Genomic DNA, 20,844 nt, shown 5'->3' with positions numbered 1-20,844 from the left:
TAGTATCCGCAGATGCATGCTTGACGGTCCCTCCACCCTGGCTCCTACATACCGCGTAGGAGCCGGGAGGAACATACAAGCCATGCTCGACTGCTTCTGCCAGCAGCAGTCGAGCATGGCTCGACTCTACAAAAAGCCATAAGCCGCCGAGCCTGGGCTCGGCTCTACAGTTCCGCGGTACTGCTGCGGAACCCGCTGAACACCGATTCGGCAGCAAACCCCACGCCACCCAGCAGCACGCCGAAATACACCACCGTAGCCACCACGAAACCATAACCAGCCGCCACCGCCGCACCATCGCGCTGGATGAAGCCGATCGCAAAGGACATCAGCGCCAGCGCCGGCAAGGTATTGCTGAACGGAATCGGCCCGGCCGGCGCCATCAGCAGCAGGGTCGCGAACACCAGCATCAGGTTGTTCAGGCGCATCATCTTCTTCGAGCGCACCATCACCGCCAGCCGCATCGGCCGCGACAGGCGCTCCATGCGGTGCACCCACTTCAGCGCACGGCCCAGGTTGGCCTTCAGCTTGTCGGTGGCGATCTCGCGGCGCGCCAGCTTCTGCGGCACCCACAGCGGGCGGTTGCGTACGCGGCTCAGGCCGATCAGCAGGATCGAGGCACCAAACACCGTACTCAGCCCCGGAATCGACACCGGAATGATGAAGATGGCCGAGAGCAGGATCACGATCAGCAGCAGGCCTTCATCGCCCAGCGCGCTGAGCAGGGTGCCGATACTGACCTGCTCACCGGGCAATTCGTCGATCATCTGCTCGATCTGCTCGGCCAGGGGCGCGCTGTCGTTGGTTTCGGGGGCACGGTAAGTCATGCGTCGCAAGGTTCTCCAGGGAAGGGCGGTCAGCGGGCCGTCCTGCGGTGGGGGACGCACAGGCTCCCGCAGTATCCCGGCCAACGTGGGCAAAGAGGTGAACCGGGCATGAGGGGGTAAACTGGCGTGCCCCGCACGAGTTGAACGCAATGGACATGGGCCGCAGGCAATCGACCATCGAACTGGTCGCCATCGACATGGATGGCACCCTGCTGGACCCCAGCCACACCCTCACCGCGCGGGCCAAGCAGGCGATCGCACAGGCGCGCGCGCTGGGCGTGCACATCGTGCTGACCAGTGGCCGCCCGGTTCCGGGCCTGGCACCGTTCCTGCACGAGCTGGGCATCACAGGCGACGACGACTACTGCATCGCCTGCAATGGCGGCCTGGTGCAGCGTATCGGCACGCGCGAAACCGTGGTCGAGTATCCGCTCAGCTTCGACGACTTCCTGTTCTGCGAGCAGGTGGCCCGAGACCTGGGTGTGCACTTCCAGGCGCTGGACAGCCAGCGCATGTATACGCCCAACCAGGACATCAGCTACTACACCGTGGCCGACTCGCATCTCTCGCGGATGCCGCTGTCCTATCGCCGCGTGGCCGACATGGACCCGTCCATGTCGTTCATCAAGCTGATGATGATCGACGAGCCTGACGTGCTGGATGCCGCCATCGCGCGCCTGCCCAGCGAACTGACCGAGCGCTTCGCGGTGCTGAAGAGCGCACCGTTCTTCCTGGAAGTATTCGACCACCGCGCCGGCAAGGGGCCAAGCCTGCAGAAGCTGGCCGAGCACTTGGGCATCGACCGCGCCAACGTGATGGCCATCGGTGACCAGGAGAACGACCTGACCATGCTGCAGTACGCCGGTACCAGCGTGGCGATGGGCAATGCCATCGACGCGGTGAAGGCGGTGGCGCGGTTCGAGACCACCAGCAATGCAGACGAAGGCGTGGCGCGCGCCATTGAGCGTTTCGTCCTGCAGTAACCGCGCGTCCCTATGCCCTGGTAGGTGCCAACCTTGGTTGGCGCACGCACACCGTATGCGCCGACCAAGGTCGGCCTCTACCATGTCTCGTGGGCCCTGGTAGGTGCCAACCTTGGTTGGCACACGCGCACCGTATGCGCCGACCAAGGTCGGCCTCTACCAGGTCCCGTCCGCCTCGGTAGGTGCCAACCTTGGTTGGCACACGCAGGCGGTAAGCGCCGACCCAGGCTATACCCACGTATAACCCACCCATCCCCATCGCCATCCGCGCTGTACCACCGCGCAATGGCGAATGCGGCACTGCGATGCAAGAATTTCGCACGTCGAAATCACCCCATCGAATCCCACGGCAGATGATCGCCTTCGTCTGCTGACCGGCGCGCACCGCGCCGTCACTCCCTCAACGCAATCGCATCGCCAGCCAGGGCGCCGACACCGGTGCTGCAACGCGCTGGGCGTGCGCCTGCGCCGCTCTCTCCCTGCACCCTGGATCAGCCCATGAACACCCCACCCACGACGCGCCTCGCTCTGGCCATCATCACGGCCATCACCGCACCTGCGTACGCCGCAGAAACGCACGATGCCGCGCATGACACCCCCACCACCTTGAACGCGCTGCAGGTCATCGCCACGCCGCGCGGCGCGGCCGTTGCGCCTACTCAGGTGGTCGGCCCCAACCGCTACGTCATCAAGGCTGAAGACCTCGACGCGATGGTCACCGGCAACAACGGCCTGGCAATGCTCAAGCAGGTACCGGGCGCCAGCTACACCGCCACCGATGGGCTGGGCCTGGATATCTCGGCCACCAGCCTGTTCGTGCGCGGCTTCCGCATGAACGAAATGGGCATCACCTTCGAAGGCGTGCCACTGAACGACAACGGTTTCCTCTCGCTCACCGGCACCAGCGTGGTGAACGTGGGCGTGCCCGATGGCATCGGCGCGATCACGGTCAGCCCCGGTGGCGCACCGGTCAGCGTGTTCTCCAGTAGCGTCAACGGCGGCAGCCTGGAATACCGCCTGCGCGAGCTGCAGGACACGCCCAGCCTGCGCGTGAAACAGGGCGTGGGCAGCAACAACACGCTGGTCACCACCGTGTCCGGGCAGAGCGGCCAACTCGGTGAGCACGGCCCGAAGGTGCTGGTCGACCTGCAGCGCGTGTCCGCCGACAAGTACCAGGGCGAGGGCACCCAGAACTTCCTGCGCGTCGACCTGAAGCTGCAGCAGGACGTTGCCTGGGGCGACTTCACCGTGTTCCTGTCCGACAGCAAGGCCAAGGTCTGGGGTTACAACAACATTTCGTTCGACATGATCCGCAAGCTGGGCTGGAAGGCCGACATCTTCTATCCCGATTATGCCTGGGCGTGGTACGTGGCCTCGCCGGAGAATGCGGACAAGTCCTGCGGCGCCTACACCTGCGGTGAGCTGTCCGAGCTGATTCCGTATGACACCGGCCAGATCACCCGCGACCGCGTGTCCTCGATCAACCATCGCTTCCAGATTACCCCGGCCCTGAGTGGCAACGTGCAGCTGTACAACGCCAACAGCCACACCCAGGCCACGCTGACCGACCCGACCGTGCCGTCGCCCAACGGCGCACCGTTCTCCGAACAGGTGCAGACGCCGCGCGTGAATCGGCTGGGCGGCATGCTCAACCTGCAGTTCGAGACCGGCGCGCACACCTTCACCGCCGGTTTCTGGCAGGAGAAGAGCAAGGCCGCAGCCAAGACCGAGTGGTACCAGCAGCCGCTGCTGGGTGAGGGCCCGCCGCTGAAGGCCACCGGCCCGTTCGATGTGTACGGCCCCGCGTTCAAGACCGACAACGCATCGAGCTGGGTGGCCCGCTCGCGCCAGTTCTACCTGCAGGACGACATCGTGTTGAACGACACGCTGAAGCTGGGTGTCGGCTTCAAGGCCGTGGACTTCCGCACCAGCGGCGGCGGCCTCGGCGATGCCAAGGACCGGCCGGTGAACGGCACGCTGCGCGCGAAGAGCAACTTCCTGCCGCATGTCTCGCTGTTCTGGAGCCCGACCGAATCCACCGATGCCTTCATCGACCTGGCCAACACCATGAACGGCTACCGCGTGGCCCAGCGCGGCAACATCGGCTACACCGCCTCCGCGTGGACCATCACCGACCAGGAAGAGTTCGACCGCGTGGCCGGCACGCTGCGCCCGGAGAAGAACTGGAATCTGACCGTCGGCGCGTCGCATCGCTTCGACCGGCTGACGATCACCGGTGACGTGTTCTACAACGACATCCGCAACCGCCTGCTGTCGGCCGCCATCGGCACCCAGTTCGCGCAGATCAACACCGTGCGGTTGATGCCGAAGATGCACGTGATCGGCGCCGACCTCGGCATCACCGCCGACCTGACCGACCACCTGCAGTTCTACCAGGGCGTGGCCGTGGCCCGTTCGTACTACGACAGCGATTTCGTGGTGGGCGACACGGTGTACCCGATCAAGGGCAACGCCCAGCCGGGCTATCCGCAGATCTCGTTGGTCAGCGACCTGTCGGCGCATTTCGGTGACTGGCGCTTCGGTGCCACCAGTACCTCCTACCTGCGCCAGCCTTTCACCTACGAGAACGACATCCGCGTGCCGACCTTCTGGCAGGTCAACACCTATGCCGCCTACCGCTTCGGTACGGACAGCGCGGTGCCGGGCCTGGAGCTGCGGCTGGACGTGAGCAACCTGTTCAACCGCCACAACATCGGTACCGCCACCATCGCCGGCTCGTCGTTCTCGGGGGATTACCAGACCCTGCAGCGCAGCGCGCCCCGGCAGCTGATGCTCAGCACCTCGATGACCTTCTAAGTAGATCCACGCCATGCGTGGATGCACCTGGCGGTCCCCAGGCAGGTGCCCAGATCCGTCCACAAACCCGCCTTGCGCAATCAACAGGGATTTTCTGGCGGCGACGCAAGGTTCCCACAATGTTGCTGGGTCATGCTGTCGGCATGGCTCAGTACAACCCGCGAACCCCGCTGTTCGGCATCCGGGGCCCAGGACGGCCCCGGCAGGCGCTGTCCGTGGCGCCTGTGATCGACCTGCAGGCCGAGTACCAGTTCTGGCACGTCTACGAGCGCGTGGTCCGTCCGTTGCCCGGTGGGGGGCTGCGGCTGGCTTGGCTGGTGTGCCAGAAGGTGTACCGGGACCGGTGGCAGCACCCGCACGACAGCGACGAGGCGGCGTTGTCGCGGGTGCTGTTTGGCGGGAACATGACGGCTGACCGGGCGTCGGAGCTGGCGGAGCTGCACGCGCTGGTCAGCCGTCGGGTGGCGTTGCTGGCGAGACGTGGGCGCGTGGATTCCGCGGCGTGATGCGCGGGGATGACCCTGGCGTCGCCCGGCGGCCATGACCTGCTCTGGCATTGACCCATCCGCTGCCGTGACCTGCTCTTGGTAGAGTCGACTGTTAGTCGACTGCTCTACTCATCGGCTCCGCAGAAATCCGCGCTTCGCGCGCGAGTCGACTAACAGTCGACTCTACCAACGTCCTCTCCAGCTGGTGCTGCTAAGGCTTTCCCCGGTCCAACTGCCGATAGCCAATCGCCTCAGCCAGATGCGCCGTCTGGATCACCTCGCAACCCGCCAGATCAGCAATCGTGCGCGCGACCCGCAGAATCCGGTGCATGGCCCGCGCGGAAAGTTGCAGACGCTCAATCGCCTGCTCCAACAGATCCTGATCGGCCTCGCTCAGCTTCGTGCACGCCCGCAGCGCCGCTGGTGGCAGATGGGCATTCAGCCCGCCACGTGCCTGCTGCCGGGCATGGGCGGCTTCCACCCGCTCACGCACCGATGCACTGGGCTCACCCAGCGGCGTGCTCTCCCGCAGCTCCACCGCGTCCATGCGCGCCACGCTGATATGCAGGTCGATACGGTCCAGCAGCGGGCCGGACACCCGCGCGCGGTAGCGGTTGATACGTTCGTCGCTGCACAGGCAGCGGTTGCTGCGGTCACCGGCCCAGCCACACGGGCAAGGGTTCATCGCCGCCACCAGTTGGAACCGCGCGGGATACTGCACGCTGCGCGCCGCGCGGGCGATGCGGATGTGGCCGGATTCCAGCGGCTCGCGCAGGGTTTCCAACGCGCTGCGGTTCCACTCTGGAAGCTCATCGAGGAAAAGGACACCGTGATGGGCCAGCGAGATTTCGCCGGGGCAGGGTGGGGTGCCGCCGCCCACCAGCGCCGCCGCACTGGCACTGTGATGTGGCGCCCGAAAGGGTCGCTGGCGCCAGCGCCGCGGATCCAGCCCCTCACCACTGACAGATGCAATCGCGGCCAGTTGCAGCGCCTCGGCTTCCTCGGTGTCCGGCAGCAGGCCGGGCAGGCGCGAGGCCAGCAGTGTCTTGCCGCAGCCAGGACTGCCGATCAACAGCAGATGGTGCCCACCCGCTGCGGCAACTTCCAACGCACGTCGCGCATGCGCCTGCCCGCGCACGTCGGCCAGATCGGGCAGTGGCAACGGTGTCGTGTCCACGCGCTCCACGGGCGGCAGCAGGCGCGGATTGCCAAGCCCCGCGCAGCATTCCAGCAGGGTACGGGCCACTCGCACATCAGCATGCTCGGCCAAAGCTGCCTCTGCGGCATTGCCCGGCGGCACCACCAGAATGCGCCCGGCTTCTGCCGCCGCAATCGCCGCCGGCAGCGCTCCGGCTACCGGCTGCAGTTCACCGGTCAGGCCAAGTTCGCCCAGGAATTCGTACTGCAGCAGTGACTGTGGATCGACCTGGCCGCTGGCCGCCAGAATGCCCAGCGCAATCGCCAGGTCGTAACGCCCACCTTCCTTGGGCAGGTCGGCAGGCGCGAGGTTTAATGTGATGCGCCGCTGCGGAAAGTCGAAGCGCGCGCAGAGCAGGGCGGCGCGCACGCGCTCGCGGGACTCACGCACGCTGGTCTCGGCCAGTCCCACGATCTGCGTGACAGGCAGGCCGCCAGAGAGATGCACCTCCACCCGCACCAGCGGGGCATCGACCCCGGCGCGGGCACGGCTGTAGACCAGCGCCAGGCCCATGTGTGGTTTCCCGTTTAAAGACATTGAATAGTGCAACAGCAATCGGCGGTCAGCCATCGGGGACTGCATCAGACGCGGCTAGGAAATGCCCTAACGTTGAATGAAAGTTGTGATGGGCAACGCAGCGACGCCCGTCACTTTGGACATTGAAGTAGGCGTTGATCGAGATGTGGGAAGTTGGAGTCAGTAGTCGGGTCCCGGGCAAGCCCGAATCATCGTGTACGAACGCACAGGCGAATCTTCTTTGGTTGATGGAACATCATGGATTCGGGGAATTCCAAGTTCCGGCTCCAAAGCGTTGCCTCATAGAAACGGGTCCACGTGACCAAAAGGCGAGTAGCGCTAATCGTCAACCGTTGTTCCCGCCAAAGTGACGCATATGGCTGAAAATGAGATGTCCCAATGCGCGGCTGATGGGTGAATATGAAATTCAAGATCTGACCAAAACCCTTTGCATCACGGTGTTTGCAAGTCTGCGAGAAAGGAATGGAGCGCCGATAGGAAAAATCAATTGTCATTTCATTGATGTCGGTGACAGAAGAGTATCCAACACTGATTCCATCGTGATCCGGAGAAGGACGGTAGAAATCCAAAAGTTCGATGCCTTGTTCTTATCTGCCTATCAAGGAGATTGCGACAGTAATGTCGGTGCGGCGTCTGGCAATTGGATGCCGCTGGTATGCAGTATCTCTGGCGGGCCGAAAGTAAGTCGCTCGTTCAACATGTTGAGAAATCGGTTCTCAGCCTGTGAGTCTCTAAGGATCAGTTTCCGGTTCTGGTGAGTACATGTGGAGCAATGATGTGTGCTGCCATTCCCTGCCGTTGGCGGTGCACGATGAAAATTATGAGAGGAATTTCTATGGCGAAGAAGTGATGGAGTGAGTTCAGAGGCTCAATTGCCCCATCTCCTGGGATCAGGAACATTTCTCCCCGGGGTGGTCTTATCCATCCTTCTCCGCGTACCAATCTGCGCGTCTGATCATTCAGATGCGCAGTGTGCCGCCGATTACCCAACCTTTGGCTGGGGTTGATCGGAAATTCGTAGTCAACCAAGGAGGAATGTCATGAATCGTGTACTGAATCTGCAGCGTTTGGCCTTCGATACCAATGTCAGCCTGATGGGCAATAGCTGCAGCAGCTCCACACACAGCTGCTGTGATGGCAGCGTAGAGGATCCGCGGCTGTAATAGCTGTTGCTGCATGACGTGTCGCCGCCGGCTTCCTAGGTGTCCCGGCTACACCACATGTATTGCCGCACCAATCTGATCGATCTACCGCAAGGGATTCATCATCGACGCTATCGACCCAGCGACATGGCCGAGAGTGACTCATCGGCGAATCTCCTATCAGAAAGAGGATCCTTCATTGAATCGAGTTCTCAACTTGCAGAGACTGCTTGTGGAAAGCACCGTGTCTGCGCTTGCCAACAGCTGTACCAGCTCCCAGCACAGCTGCTGCGCCACGCCTGTGGAAGGAGAGCGTTAACACAAGAGTCGTCAGCTGATCGTGTGATCCGCCAGTTGTCGTGAGTAAGTGCCAACTCAGGGGGCGCGCTCATCCAGGGACGATGAGCCAAGGAGAGTGACGCTACCTTGAGTCACTAAGGAGAGAAAGAATGAATCGTGTACTGAATCTGCAGCGCCTGTCTCTGGATACCTCGTTAAGCCTGATGGGCAACAGCTCTACCAGTTCGACCCATTCGTGCTGCGGCCCCACGGAGGAGCAGAAACTGCAGTAGTTGACCTAAAGGAGGGCGCCGGATATCTGGCGCCCTCCCATGACAATGCCGGCTGCCAGTGCTCGGTTGGAGACTGCGGGCCGATCATCTCCAAGGATAGCGCGTGATGTCTTCCAGAAAACCTACGCTGCGCGAGCTGCGGCATGTTGACAAGGTCAACTTCATCAGCAGCGACGAGCGCTTCTACGAGCCGAACTACGAGCATTACAGGCCGAGCGATGAGCTAGTGTCGATTGTTGATCAGCTTCTAGTGGCGCATGGGCAAGGCTGGGGCATTCGCCGGATCGGAGTGTGGTCCCATGTCTTGCCACTCGCGAGGTCTGGCTCGCGGTCGCTTCCAGCTCAGGGCTGGAAGATCCATTTGTCAGCAATCGAAGATAACTGCAAGCAGATTCTTCAGCGTGTTGCTGAGCTTCTGCTTCAGCGTGATGTGGAGTTTAAGTTCGCCAACGACTGCCGCACGATGAGGATGATGACATCCAAGCGTTGGCCCCGAGGTGGATCTGGGAAGTTCATTACGGTCTACCCACATACGGAGACTGAGTTCAAAGAACTCATCGAGCTGATGTACCAAGAGGTGGGGGCGAATGTCGGATCTTACATCCTGTCCGACAAGCGCTACAAAGACAGCCGCTGTATCTACTACCGGTACGGCGGCATCATCCAAGTGAACCGTCTGGACTTCATGGGAAGAATGATCCCGATGCTTGTTTCACCGTCAGGAGACCATGTCCCTGATCATCGGACCCCGTACTTCGAGACTCCTGAGTGGGCTCAGGATCCCTTCCTTGCCGAGGAAGAGGAAACAGGGGAGATGGTCTTGAACAACGGTCGCTACTTGATCGAGAGCGCGCTGGGCTTCTCGAACACTGGTGGAGTGTACCTGTCAAAGGACACTCTCACCGGTCGCCAAGTCGTCATCAAGGAGGCCAGGCCCCATGTGGAGCTCTATGAAAATGGCGGAGATGCAACCACCCGCCTGAAAAGAGAGATGGCGAATCTGAGCATCCTCAGTCCGCTGGGAGTCGCCCCTGCAGTCTTGGACTCGTTCTGGGATTGGGAGAATTTCTACCTCGTTGAGGAGCATTTCGATGCTCTCGACATGCGGCAGGTCATGCTCCAGTTCTCGCCGCTGATGACGGTGCGCCCGACGGTGGCAGACAGTGAGAAGTTCTATGGGATGTATCGAACGATCTTCATTAATCTCTTCAGAGTCGTTGATCTGGCGCATAGGGCAGGAATGGTGATTGGCGATCTGTCACCCCCAAATATTCTGGTTAAGAAGGAATCCCTGGAGGTGCGGTTGATTGACCTGGAAGCTGCATTCCGACCGTCTCATGGAGAATCCGATGACATTCATACACCTGGATTCAGAAGCAAGATGAAGAGCAGGACAAAGGCAAGCAGCATCGAGGATGACCTGTACGCAGTTTCGGCGATCATGATGTACTCCATGTTTCCGATCGTGGCGATGGCGTATGTCAGAGACGACCTCTTCGACAACGTCCTTCCCATTCTCGTCCAGGATATCGGCTGGAAAGGGACCCCGGTGCTCGATGTGATTCGTGGTCTCGCGCAGGGACGGATCGATCTTCGCGAGGCCGAAGAAAGGTTACAGGTAGGAGCCTCAATAGATGAGCCGTACGGTATGCGCGAGGCCTCTTCTGAGCCAGTGGAGCACTTGATAGAACGGTTGTCTAGGTTCGTTCTGATGAACTATCGACTGAATTCGAAGTACACGCTGTTTCCTTGTGACCCCTTTGCTCTCTCCACAAATGCAACTAGCTTGGGATTTGGTTCGTCCGGCGTAATCTACGCACTCACACGCGCCGGTGCCGAGGTGGCCAATGAAGTACTCGAGCGGCACTTTTCGGATGCAGGACGTCTTCATGAGGCGAACACAGCGCCCGGTGTGCTGACGGGGCTGGCGGGAATCGGATGGGCCCATTTGGCCATGGGCTACGATTCTGTCGGGCTTGGCTTCATTGACATGGCCAACAGAAGTTCGGTTCCGAAGGGCCAGATCTCGTTCTACTACGGAGCAGCCGGCATCGGAATGGCGAATCTGGCAGCCTTTCTTGCCTCGCAAGGCAGGAACTATCTGGAAACTGCCTTAGAGCTCGGTCTGCAGCTGAAATCATCTGCGGTTCGTACGGAGAACGGAATCTATTGGGAGGACGACGGCGTCATTCGAATTGGACTCGGCTATGGTCAATCCGGAGTGGCGCTTTTCTTCCTCCGGCTGTCTCAAGTGACCGACGATTCTAAGTGGAGGGCGATAGGAGAGTTGGCACTGGCCTACGACCTGTCGAAGGGAGACGAGCTGGAGGCAGGTATCACCACGTTTGCCGCCGCACCTACTGGCCTAACCACCTACGAACCCTACGTGGAGCAGGGTACCGCAGGCATTATGAAAGTCGCCATCAGGTACGGTCTCTGGGAAGTAGTTGAATCTCTGGCCTTGGATCTCTACCGCAAGTATTCCGGATTTCCGGGTCTTATTTACGGCCTTGCTGGATTGATAGACACGCTGGTAGATGCCTATGTGTATTCAGGAGATGCAAAATACCTGAATCTGGCCAATCGCCCTTATGAGGGGCTGACCGACATCTATGTTTTTGGCGACGCTGACACAGCGGCCATACCGGGAGAGAACCTGTTTCGCATTTCCTGTGACTACGCCACGGGTATTGCTGGGGCTATCCGGGCCTTGCATCGACTGAGTTCGCCGTATCCCGATGAATTCTGTCTGGACATCTTGGACGCCCCCTTCTTGAGGGTGCAGGCAGACCATCAGCTCGGCCCTACCCTCATGGAAGGGCCTGAGTGGGGAATAGGTCAAGAATGAGTACGCCGAGCGGCAGCACTGCGGTGGATCCTGGCCGCGGCCACACACCATGGCGTGACTTCTCGCGTTTGCTAGGCGAGAACCGGAATGAGTACGTGGCGGTGACGATCACCTCCTGTGCAATTGGTGCATTTGAAGGTCTGATACACCCCCTCCTGATCAAGGCGATTCTTGATGAGGCGTCGTTGAAGGGCGATTTTTCGCGTTTGATGTACCTGATCCTTGGCTATCTTGCGCTAGGTGTCTCGCTCAACGTGGGTGCCTACGTGACTTCGCTTTGGCAGCAGCGATTGGACAATCGCATTGTGAGGCGAGTCAGCGAGGAGCTTCTGCGCGTCTTCTACAGTGAACGCTACGAAGACTTCCTGCGAAACGGAGTGGGATACTACATTTCGCGGATCAGATCTGACGTGAAGGATGGTCTGGTACCAATGCTTGCCTTGGTCAGAGGAGTTGCAGTCAAGATCTCCATGCTTGTGGCCTTGGTCATAGCACTGCTCTACATCTCATGGAAGGCCTTCGCAGTTCTTGCCGCGATCATCCCAGTTGCCACGATTGTCAGCTTGGTGGTTGGCAAACGCATCAGTGCTTTGACATCTACGGAGCGGGAAAAGGAAGCCCAGGTTCTGGTTATCCTTGCCAGCGCTGTTGGAAGCCTGAAGATGGTGGGGGCGTTCGGATTGACAAGCAAGACGTTGAGCTCGTTCGATAGAGGCATGCACGGCCTCTTGGATGCAGGCTACAGTCGATTCAAGGTGGTGCGCACACTTCAAGGCGCAAGTGATCTGACGATGGTTCTGTCGGATGTCTGCTCGATATTCGTTGGTGCGCTATTTGTCTTTCAGAAGAAGATGACATTTGGTTCGTTCATTGCGTTCATGAACGCATTCTGGCGTGCGGCTACAACCCTAATTGCCATCTTCAAGAACTGGGCAGAGCTGAAGAGCTACGGCGCCACGGTTCATCGAGTTTCAGGGTTTCTTGAGTTGCGAAAATCGTCTGAATTTAAGTATTCAGAAAGTGTCATAGCCGATCGCTTGTCCTTTAGCTTCGGCCAAACCAGCGTTCTTCGAAATGTATCCACAGTCATTGATCGGGGGCGGAGGGTTCTCGTCACTGGTGACAACGGCTCTGGAAAGACCACACTTGCCAACATCCTCGCGAGGCACCTGCTGCCCACAGCAGGCAGTCTTTCACTGCCTGCACGAATCAGCTCATCCACTCTGCCGCTCGCATTTCCCCCTCTCGCCATAAAGGACCTCGGGGTTGACGCAGAGCTTCTGAAAACGCTGGCTGTGTTTTCTTCAGAGATTCTTGAGGCCTATCCTGACCAGCTGTCTGCAGGTCAGCAACAGAAGGTTGCCTTGGCCATGGCACTTAGCAAGAAGGCCGATCTCTATGTATTGGACGAGCCACTTGCGAACCTGGACGCCGGCATCCAACGTATCGCCATGGATATGATCATGACGATCACGAAAGGCAAAATACTGATAATGATCATGCACGGCGGAAGCGAGTACCGAAATCTGTTTGATACAACTCTTGCGCTTGAGTCAGAGAGTGCTGGGACTATGGATGAGAACGCAGTCCAGCAGGCTTAGTCGGACCCCATGGGCCGGCGCAGAACAGGTGGGACAGCACAGGAGGGTTGCTTAGATGTTTGGCTATTACGTGAAGGTTGCGCTGCATAACGCCGCAAGGAACAAGGTCATCACTGGATTGATGATTCTGGCGATATCGGTTGGCATCGGGGCGAGCATGACAACCCTCGCAGTCATGCACATCCTGTCTGGAGACCCTCTTCCAGGAAAGAGCGGGCACATCTACTACCCTCAAGTTGATGTGAACCCAGAGTCCAAAGGACGCGAGCCCTATGATGTAATGGATTACCGCACCGCGTTTGATCTATGGTCGGCCAAGCAGGCGGACAGCCAGGCGATGGTGGTATCCAATCCCGTCAAGGTTAGGTCAGAGCTTCCTAGCGGAGTACCGCTGATGATCTCTTCGATCTCAACAACTTCAGAATTCTTTACCATGTTCGACGTGCCGCTACAGTACGGGCGCGCTTGGGGTGCTGAGGATGACGCGCGTCGCAGCCGTGTCGCAGTGATCTCAGATCGACTCAACCAGCAGTTGTTCGGCGGCCGCAACAGTGTCGGTCAGAGCTTAAGGGTCAAAGACACGAATCTTCAGATCATCGGTGTTCTAGGCCCATGGCGTCCTTCCCCACTGTTCTACAAGATCAGAGGCGGGCGCTTCTCTGGTGGTGAGACATCCGGCTTCTACGGTGCAGCGGACGATGTGTTTCTTCCTCTCTCAGCTAGCCTCGAGATCAACGAGGGCGACTTCCAACCGTTTACCTGTTGGGCTACCCCAGATCGTCCTGGTGTTCTGGAGAGCTCGCCCTGTGTCGCGGTCGCGCTATGGGTAAAGTTGAGTGGTCCGGAGCGCGTTCAGGAATACGATCGCTTCCTCCGCAACTATGCAACTGAGCAGAAGCGCCTTGGACGTATCAAGCACGACGACAACACCCGGTTGAGGTCTCTGATGGAATGGCTGGACTTCAATCAGGTAGTTCCCAGCGACGTAAAAGTGCAGACGATTTTGGCCTTCGCGTTCCTTCTGATCTGCCTCGCAAACGTAGTCGGCTTGCTGCTTGCGAAGTTCATGAGGCACGGCGGAGAGATCGGCCTGCGTCGCGCGTTGGGAGCGAGCAGAGTCGCTATCTTCACGCAGTGTCTGGTCGAGGCCGGTCTAATCGGTGCTTTGGGTGGCGTGCTTGGCTTGTTCCTAACGTTACTTGGCTTGTGGATGATACGCATCCAGCCAGTAGCATACGCAGATCTGGTGCACCTGGACATCGCAATGTTTCTGGTCACCGCCATTCTATCTTTGCTCGCAAGCCTCTTGGCGGGTGCGATTCCCGCGTATCGAGCGAGTTTTATCCAGCCGGTTACCCAGCTGAAGCTGCTTTGAAGGAGTGTGCCATGCAAGTTGGAATCATCGTGGCGGCGCTGAAGAAGCACAAACTGGCCACATTCTTGATCACCATTGAGATAGCCTTAGCGTGTGCAGTTCTATGCAACGCGATCTTCATGTTCATGGAGAAGAGTCGAGCGCTCAACCTTGATAGTGGCGTTCAGGAGTCGTCACTTGGGATCGTCCAGCTCTCCGGATTCAGCGCAGAAGACGCACATGACATCAACGCCCGTGTGATGAACGCTATCCGGGCTATTCCAGGTGTGGAGGCTGTGGGCGCCATTAGTGCTGTTCCCTTTGGCGATCCTGGAGTCCGTGCCGGTGTGAACACTGACGAAGCGCTTGAGCGCTCTGGCGGTGTTCTGGATTTCTACCTTGGGGATGCTGTGGCGCTGAAGTTACTCGGTTTGAATGTGGTGTCAGGTCGTATGCCGGAGCCGGCCGAGTATGCGCCCATCGAGCATTACGTCCCATCCAACGCCCCGGTGCTGGTGACTCGGCAGTTGGCCGATCGCTATTGGCCGGGGCAAAGCGCAATTGGCCAAAGCATTTGGGCCATGGATACCCGATTCACGGTAATAGGTACCGTCGACCACCTTGCTGTTTCTCAACCGGGATTGGGAGAGGCGTTGGGCAATGACTGGTCGCTCATCGTTCCAGCATTGGCCGGGCCTCGGCTCGCTGGCAGATACCTGGTGCGAGCCAATCCGAAAGATCTTCCGCAGATCTTTGGCCAAGTAGGGAGGGCCATATCGGCGGCTGCACCTGATGTGGTTTTTGACCATTCTGCCAGTCGTCCGGTCTCCGAACTCAGGTCAGACCACTTTCGCGGTGCCAAGGTCATGATGGGGTTGCTTGCCGCCGTGATCATTGCCCTTCTTGGGGCCACTGCATTGGGAATTGTGGGCTTGGCCAGCTATTGGGTAGAGCAGCGCCGGAAGCAGATCGGCATTCGTCGTGCTTTAGGGGCCACGCGATCGGATATTCTGCGTTACTTCCAGATCGAGAATTTTCTGATCGTCAGTCTCGGCATTGCGGTTGGACTGGTCCTTTCCTACGGGATGAATATTGGCCTAATGCGGTTCTACGAGTTGCCAAGGCTACCGGCAGCTTACTTGCCGGTGAGTGCTATAGCATTGTGGTTGCTAGGCCAAGCAGCGGTCCTGGTTCCGGCACTGAAGGCCTCAGCAATCACGCCCTTAGAGGCGATCCGCTCGCTGTGACCCATTTTAGGTGAAGCCGAGCCCGCAGCCCGACGACGCCAAGGTGCGACATGCTCGAGGCGCGAGGTTCAACGTGATGCGCCGCTGTGGAAAGTCGAAGCGTGCACAAAGCGGGGGGGCCGCACACGTTCGCGCGATTCGCGCACGCTGGTTTCGGCCAGGCCCACAATCTGAGTGACAGGTAGGCCGCCAGAGAGATGCATTTCCACCGCACCAGCGGGGCATCGACCCCGGCGCGGGCACGGCTGTGGACCAGCGCCAGGCTCATGTGTGGGTTGCTGCGAAGAGACGCTTGATGGTGCGGCAGGTGCTCTGCGGGGAGCTATCGGGAATTGCTGGTGAAGTGGCTAGGAGGACTCCGACAGGTGCCTGGAGCCAGCCTTCTCCCTTCGCGGCGCCCAGTTTCCGCAACGTGAGCACCGGAACTCGCCCGGTATCAAGTGGATCGGCGTTGATCAGCCAGAACGGGTGACATCAACCCAACCGCGGCCCCTGCCGGCTCTCTTCCTGCTGCCGTTCCTGCGCTTGCGCCAGCTGCTGCGATTGCTCCCGATCCAGAGCGCCGAGGCTCCGGTTGGCCGCTGCATACTGCTGCTCCGGTGCGACCGCCAGGGCCTCCTGTGTTGGCATCTGCACCCGGTTGGCGGCGGGGTCCGATGACGCGCCCGGTCCTGAGCGCGTCACGAACAGCGTGGAGCCCGCAGCATGGGCTTCGGTGGCTCCGTTCAGTGCCATGTCAACTTTGTCGCTGGGCTTGAACCCGGCTTCTGCTGCAAGCCGGTAGGCGCTGGCCAGCAGGCGGTCGCTGTTCTGGTCCCACGGCTTGTTGTTCTTCTCATCCAGCATGGCGACCGACGAGCGCAGCTGTTCCAACAGCCCGCTGCCATCTGGGCGCAGGGCCGTGCCGTGGCGCCGGTCTACGTCAGCGTCGTGCTGCGTGGCAGACCTGGAAGTGTGTGGCGGCGATGCATTCGGTGCGGGCTCAGGTGAAGTTGGCGCGCGCGGCAAGGCATCCGCGGGCTGCTGCTCCGCGGTCGAGCGCTGCACGTGTGCCTGGGCAATCTCCTGTGGCGTGGTGACGCAGACGATCTGCATGCGCTCGTCATCTTTCCCGGCCAGTGTGGCCAGCGAGCCATCCTTCTGTACCTGCAGCATGAACGTACCGAAGTCGGGCACGGCGCGTGCGTGATCCTGGGCAACGGCGGCTACGGCGTCATCAATCTCTTCGGCACTGCGCACAATGCCGGCACTACGGTAGGCGTCCACCACCTGACTGCGCAGGCCGTATTCGGTTGGCGTGGGGTTGGCCCGGGCGATGTCGGCCATGGACGTCAGCTCCTGTACGCCGGCCTGCTGGCTCTGGCGCGTACGATTGAGCTCCTCGACGATGCTGCCCTCGGCCGGGTTGGTGCCGTACACCCAACCCGGCGTTTGCCACTGCCCGTTGGCATCCTGCGTGTACTTCTCGCCATTGGAAGCGCGCAGGGGCTGCGTCTGGGTCAGCGCGTTGGTGATCACCTCCGGTACCGGCTCAATGGTGGCGAACTCGTGCCAGTTGTACTGGTTGAACGCCACCTGGTAACGGGCGGCAAGCGCCTCCGGCGTGTTCAAGGCGTTCTGGGCAATGATGCGCTGCGATTCCCGTTCCAGTTGGCCCGACTTCTCCGGGCTGACAGGCACGCTGTAGTCAAAAGGGACGCGTCCATCAATCATTGCGTGTATGGAGAGGTTCCATTCGCCGTTGTGCGGATTGCGCACGTAGTGGCGGTTGGTTTCAAACGGCTCGCGCGGCGGCGTGCTCTCGCCGCCTGCATCAAGCTTGAAGGGGTTCTGCGGCCTGGGCAGGTTGGCCATGCCCAATGAATACGAGTCGTTGGCGGCTTTGTAGTTCAGCTCATCCGCCAGCCGGCCACCGGCGACCATGGTGGTCTCGCGGTAGCTTCCGTCGGGCTGCGGCGTGCGCACGCTGCGGCTCCAGGTGCCCTTGGCATCTTCCGGATCGCGGCTCCATTCGTTGCCGCTGCGGTCCACCTGGGTGTAAACCGCTTTCTTGTCCTGGTACTGCGCCCAGTACTCACCGCCGAAGCCACCGGCCACGCCGCCCAGCAGCCCGGTAGCCAGCGCACCTGGCCCGGTCCACGATCCAGTGAACAATCCGTACCCCGCGCCCAACAGGAAGCCGCCACCGAAGCCGCCTGCAGTGCGCCCCACGAAGTGGGTGGCCGCGGATTTTGCGCCGGCGTTGTTGCCCTCGCTGTGCAACTCGGCCACGCGGTGGCCGGTGATGGCGAAGTCCACGGCCAGTGCGGCAACACCCGCGGCCCCGAGTACGCGCGCGCCGGTGATCTGTCCGCGCCCGGCGGCAGCTTCGGCGGCGCCTTCCGCAGCGCCAGCGCGCCCAGCAGAGCCGGCCAGTTCCGGAGTGGTGGTTGCCGGGCCAGGGCGCACGATGGTCAGTGGCATCTCCGGGTTGAACGCCGTACGCACGCGGGCCGCGGTGTGCTCGCTCAGCGGCAGGCGGCCGCCCTGGTTGGCCTCCTGGATTGCGGTGCCCAACGATGCGCGGCCCCCCCAGCGCTCGCTCAGGGTGGAGTTGCCGGATTGGTCGATGGCATCCAGCGCCGCCGTCACGTTGGCTTCGGAGTGGATGACGCCGCGCCAGCGCAACTCGGTCGGGTTGAGGGTCTTCAGTTCTGCAATCTGCGCGGCGTGGGTGCGCTGGTAGCCGTCCAGATCGGCGAAGAAGGTGCGGATCCTGGCGTTGGCTTCGGCCGGGGTCATGTTCTCCGGCGTGTTGGTGACCAGGTCGCCGTTGAGGATGCCGGCGCGAAGCGTGAACTCCAGGTTCTGGATGCGAGCACCCATACGCTCGGCGGCGGCAGCGCGCACATCCGGCGCAGAATCCTTCGCCAGCAGCGCTCGGCCGTCGTAGGTTTCTGCGAGGTCGTCGAGAACGAACTTCAGTTGATCCGAGTACGCACTCAACGGGCCGCCCGAGTGCGGCGAGATACCCAACCGCGTTGCCAGCGCGGGGTTCGCGGGCAGGTTGAGGATGTTGTCGGAACCGTGGAGCGCGAAATGACCACTCCTGGCAAGCGACTTCAGCAGCTGGCTTTGTTCGAACGCATTCTGTTCGATCAGATGGTGTCCCTGGAAAACCGGTGTGTCGGCCATGCGCACCACCTCATTCAAGAATCCGTTTGAAGGCGCTCGTCCTAGAGATCGGCTACATCGCGCAGCCGTACGCCGGAAAAGTTGGCGGCATTCAATGCATCAAACATCGCGCGGTCGCAGATGGGCGGTGCGCCCATGCGATCCTGGCGGAAGATATGGGCATCACCGACAACGTCCTGTTTGAACACCAGGCTGGCGCCGCCGACAAGGCTGTAAAGCTTCTCGTCCTCGCCGGTCTGATAATTGTGGTCGAGCTTGATTCTCACGCGGGACGAGGCTTCATCCAGAGCGTCGAGCCTGCGCAGCACATTGCCCAGGTAGTACTGAGGCCCGGGGCTGCCGTCGGCAAGGCTGAAGTCGCAGGCCACAAAGGCAAACGCCTGGGGGTCCATCTGCTCAAACAGCTGCTTCAACGGCTCCGACACAATCCAGATGCCAGCGAGCTCTTCCAGATCGCGTGGCATTGCGCCCTTCTCGGGCACATGAACCAGGTGGGGGCGCTCCGGATACTGGCCTGGCGTTCCATCAGGACGCGAGATGACACTCATCCCCGGATCGATCAGCTTGTCTTCGTTGGCGATCTCTATACCGGGTACCCCGCCATTGCTCAGCAAGCCTGCGTCGATCAGGAAGAATTCGCCCTTGTGGGATGCGGCTTCGGCTGAAACTTCAGTGGCGGTCGATTCGGTCACGGGGGCTTCCATCATGGATGCGGGGGCAGAACGGGAAAAACCGTTGAGCCGATGCTAGCGGGGCTTCTGCGCAGCCACAAGTTGCGCCGAAACGGTGCCGAGGGCACGTGATTCACGCGACTCTTTGGGGGAGTCGGAACAATGCCGCGGATGATGCTGCCATTCCTTCCACTGCCTGCAATGGTCTGCTGGATAGGCGAAATGACGAGGGAGATTCCAGCCGAGGGTGGCCTGGGTCCCTGAACACGCAGCGCTGGTCATCAGGCACCGACCTGTCAAGGCGCCCAAGCCGTGCCTCGACCCACGAAGGCCCCGCACTTTCCACCAGCAACCGCCCCTGGCTCTGGTGCAGATCCAGCCAACGCTCGAAGCTGATGCGCAGACGCTCGATGTCCGGTGCCCGCCACCGTGCATCGGCAGGCATGCGGATCAGCACGCGCGAGGGTGCGTTCTCCACGTCCATCACCAGCACGCCCTTGCACCGGATCTCGAAGGACGTCGCCCCGGCACGGCGCGCATGCAGTTCAAGGCCCTCGTGGACCTTCGCGGTCACAAAGCCGAGCGCATCACTGTGCAGCAGGCGGTAATCGGCCGGCCGCAGCTTCTGGTAGGCCCACACCTGATCGCCCGCAGGCTGGGGCCACCCCATCCACACCGCCGCCATGATCGAGGCGCACACCGCCGCAGCGGCAAGGCCGTGGTTCTTCATTTGTCACCCCAGACACAGGCAGAAACGTACGCGCCACAAGCGCGCTCAGTCCTTGGGCCGTACCCGTTCGTGGATGAACGCGGTAAGCGCCAGATCGGCCATCACCAGCCCCTCCATCACCCGGTCGCCCACGTACTGCTCAGGCTCACCGTTCTGGCGCGTGCGCTCGGCCGCCAGCAGGATCTCCTGCACGATGCGCTGGCCGGTGAGCGCGCAGTCGGCGTCGGACAACGCCATCTGCCGGCTGCGCAGGTGGTGTCGCTCGGGCCAGGGCTGGCCGTCGGCCGCAGCGCCCGCGCCGATGGCGTGCAGGATGGCGATGAGGCTGTTGCGGTCTGGGGCCGAAGCGCGTGACGGCGCTTCCTGGATCGGGCGCGGGGGAGGGGAGTGCGGCGTGGTCATGGCGGGCTCCGTGCAAGCAGGCAGAAGCCGCCACCGATAAAGGTGGCGGACAGGGCGTGGCTCGAAAACCGGTTGCTAGACAAAGCCGGCGGGCACGAGGCCCCCACGCCCCGCCCGCCATAGCCGGCAGACGGATTGCCAGCCGGCACCACGCGCGGTGGTGCCGGCTGGCAAGCGCAAACTTACGTCTAGCAATCCGGGTTTTCGAGTCCCGACCACCGATGCACGGTGGCGCAGTAACGATTACCTGCTG

The 20,844-nt window shown here is 61.1% G+C and carries 15 protein-coding genes and 1 pseudogene; 9 read left to right on the top strand and 7 right to left on the bottom strand.

Features of this window, described 5'->3' with window-relative positions; genetic code table 11:
• Positions 1-164: 164 nt before the first annotated feature.
• Positions 165-827, bottom strand: coding sequence for an exopolysaccharide biosynthesis protein (locus ACMZ91_RS20490; protein WP_049462570.1), 663 nt, complete (start codon positions 825-827; stop codon positions 165-167).
• Positions 828-976: 149 nt separating this feature from the next.
• On the opposite strand from ACMZ91_RS20490, the gene yidA reads away from it, so the two are divergent.
• The 3 genes from yidA to ACMZ91_RS20475 all read left to right on the top strand — a co-directional run bounded on the left by yidA (position 977) and on the right by ACMZ91_RS20475 (position 5,133).
• Positions 977-1,810 carry a sugar-phosphatase gene (gene yidA, locus ACMZ91_RS20485; RefSeq protein ID WP_049462569.1) on the top strand — a complete coding sequence of 278 codons (834 nt, stop codon included), beginning with the start codon at positions 977-979 and terminating at the stop codon, positions 1,808-1,810.
• A gap of 498 nt (positions 1,811-2,308) precedes the next feature.
• Positions 2,309-4,627, top strand: coding sequence for a TonB-dependent receptor (locus ACMZ91_RS20480; RefSeq protein ID WP_414577955.1), 2,319 nt, complete (start codon positions 2,309-2,311; stop codon positions 4,625-4,627).
• 119 nt (positions 4,628-4,746) lie between these two features.
• Positions 4,747-5,133 (top strand): hypothetical protein, encoded by a 387-nt coding sequence (locus ACMZ91_RS20475; RefSeq protein WP_414577953.1) that lies wholly within the window; start codon positions 4,747-4,749, stop codon positions 5,131-5,133.
• A 193-nt stretch (positions 5,134-5,326) separates the two neighbouring features.
• On the opposite strand, the gene ACMZ91_RS20470 is transcribed toward ACMZ91_RS20475, so the two are convergent.
• The gene (locus ACMZ91_RS20470) at positions 5,327-6,826 is read right to left on the bottom strand and encodes a YifB family Mg chelatase-like AAA ATPase (RefSeq protein WP_414577951.1); all 1,500 of its coding nucleotides are present in this window, start codon (positions 6,824-6,826) and stop codon (positions 5,327-5,329) included.
• 1,064 nt (positions 6,827-7,890) lie between these two features.
• Here ACMZ91_RS20470 and ACMZ91_RS20465 point away from each other — a divergent pair.
• The 6 genes from ACMZ91_RS20465 to ACMZ91_RS20440 all read left to right on the top strand — a co-directional run bounded on the left by ACMZ91_RS20465 (position 7,891) and on the right by ACMZ91_RS20440 (position 15,614).
• On the top strand, positions 7,891-8,013 hold the full coding sequence (locus ACMZ91_RS20465) for a class III lanthipeptide (RefSeq protein ID WP_197573011.1): 123 nt from the start codon (positions 7,891-7,893) through the stop codon (positions 8,011-8,013).
• A gap of 428 nt (positions 8,014-8,441) precedes the next feature.
• On the top strand, positions 8,442-8,564 hold the full coding sequence (locus ACMZ91_RS20460; protein ID WP_197573012.1) for a class III lanthipeptide: 123 nt from the start codon (positions 8,442-8,444) through the stop codon (positions 8,562-8,564).
• Between the two features lie 106 nt (positions 8,565-8,670).
• Complete coding sequence (lanKC, locus tag ACMZ91_RS20455; RefSeq protein WP_414577949.1) at positions 8,671-11,412, top strand: class III lanthionine synthetase LanKC; 2,742 nt, start codon at positions 8,671-8,673, stop codon at positions 11,410-11,412.
• Positions 11,409-13,013, top strand: a complete 1,605-nt coding sequence (locus tag ACMZ91_RS20450) for an ABC transporter transmembrane domain-containing protein (protein ID WP_414577947.1) — start codon at positions 11,409-11,411, stop codon at positions 13,011-13,013. The genes lanKC and ACMZ91_RS20450 overlap by 4 nt, the downstream gene beginning before the upstream one ends.
• A gap of 55 nt (positions 13,014-13,068) precedes the next feature.
• On the top strand, positions 13,069-14,388 hold the full coding sequence (locus ACMZ91_RS20445) for an ABC transporter permease (RefSeq protein ID WP_414577945.1): 1,320 nt from the start codon (positions 13,069-13,071) through the stop codon (positions 14,386-14,388).
• A gap of 11 nt (positions 14,389-14,399) precedes the next feature.
• Entirely contained in the window at positions 14,400-15,614 is a 1,215-nt protein-coding gene (locus tag ACMZ91_RS20440) for an ABC transporter permease (RefSeq protein WP_414577943.1), read from the top strand.
• A gap of 57 nt (positions 15,615-15,671) precedes the next feature.
• Here ACMZ91_RS20440 and ACMZ91_RS20435 read toward each other — a convergent pair.
• The 5 genes and pseudogenes from ACMZ91_RS20435 to ACMZ91_RS20415 form a co-directional block, all read right to left on the bottom strand.
• Positions 15,672-15,882 (bottom strand): annotated as a pseudogene (locus ACMZ91_RS20435) (magnesium chelatase domain-containing protein); the annotation flags it as partial.
• 206 nt (positions 15,883-16,088) lie between these two features.
• The gene (locus tag ACMZ91_RS20430; protein WP_414577941.1) at positions 16,089-18,788 is read right to left on the bottom strand and encodes an XVIPCD domain-containing protein; all 2,700 of its coding nucleotides are present in this window, start codon (positions 18,786-18,788) and stop codon (positions 16,089-16,091) included.
• A gap of 41 nt (positions 18,789-18,829) precedes the next feature.
• On the bottom strand, positions 18,830-19,492 hold the full coding sequence (locus ACMZ91_RS20425) for an imm11 family protein (protein WP_414577938.1): 663 nt from the start codon (positions 19,490-19,492) through the stop codon (positions 18,830-18,832).
• A 100-nt stretch (positions 19,493-19,592) separates the two neighbouring features.
• Positions 19,593-20,189 carry a cold-shock protein gene (locus tag ACMZ91_RS20420; protein ID WP_414577936.1) on the bottom strand — a complete coding sequence of 199 codons (597 nt, stop codon included), beginning with the start codon at positions 20,187-20,189 and terminating at the stop codon, positions 19,593-19,595.
• A gap of 45 nt (positions 20,190-20,234) precedes the next feature.
• Complete coding sequence (locus tag ACMZ91_RS20415) at positions 20,235-20,591, bottom strand: hypothetical protein (RefSeq protein ID WP_274849935.1); 357 nt, start codon at positions 20,589-20,591, stop codon at positions 20,235-20,237.
• Between the last annotated feature and the right edge of the window lie 253 nt (positions 20,592-20,844).

The organism is Stenotrophomonas sp. FR024 (genome assembly GCF_047500745.2).
In the GTDB taxonomy this organism is placed as follows: Bacteria; Pseudomonadota; Gammaproteobacteria; order Xanthomonadales; family Xanthomonadaceae; genus Stenotrophomonas; species Stenotrophomonas maltophilia_A.
Note: the sequence above shows the minus strand (reverse complement) of the source record. Positions and strands in the feature narration are given on the sequence as shown.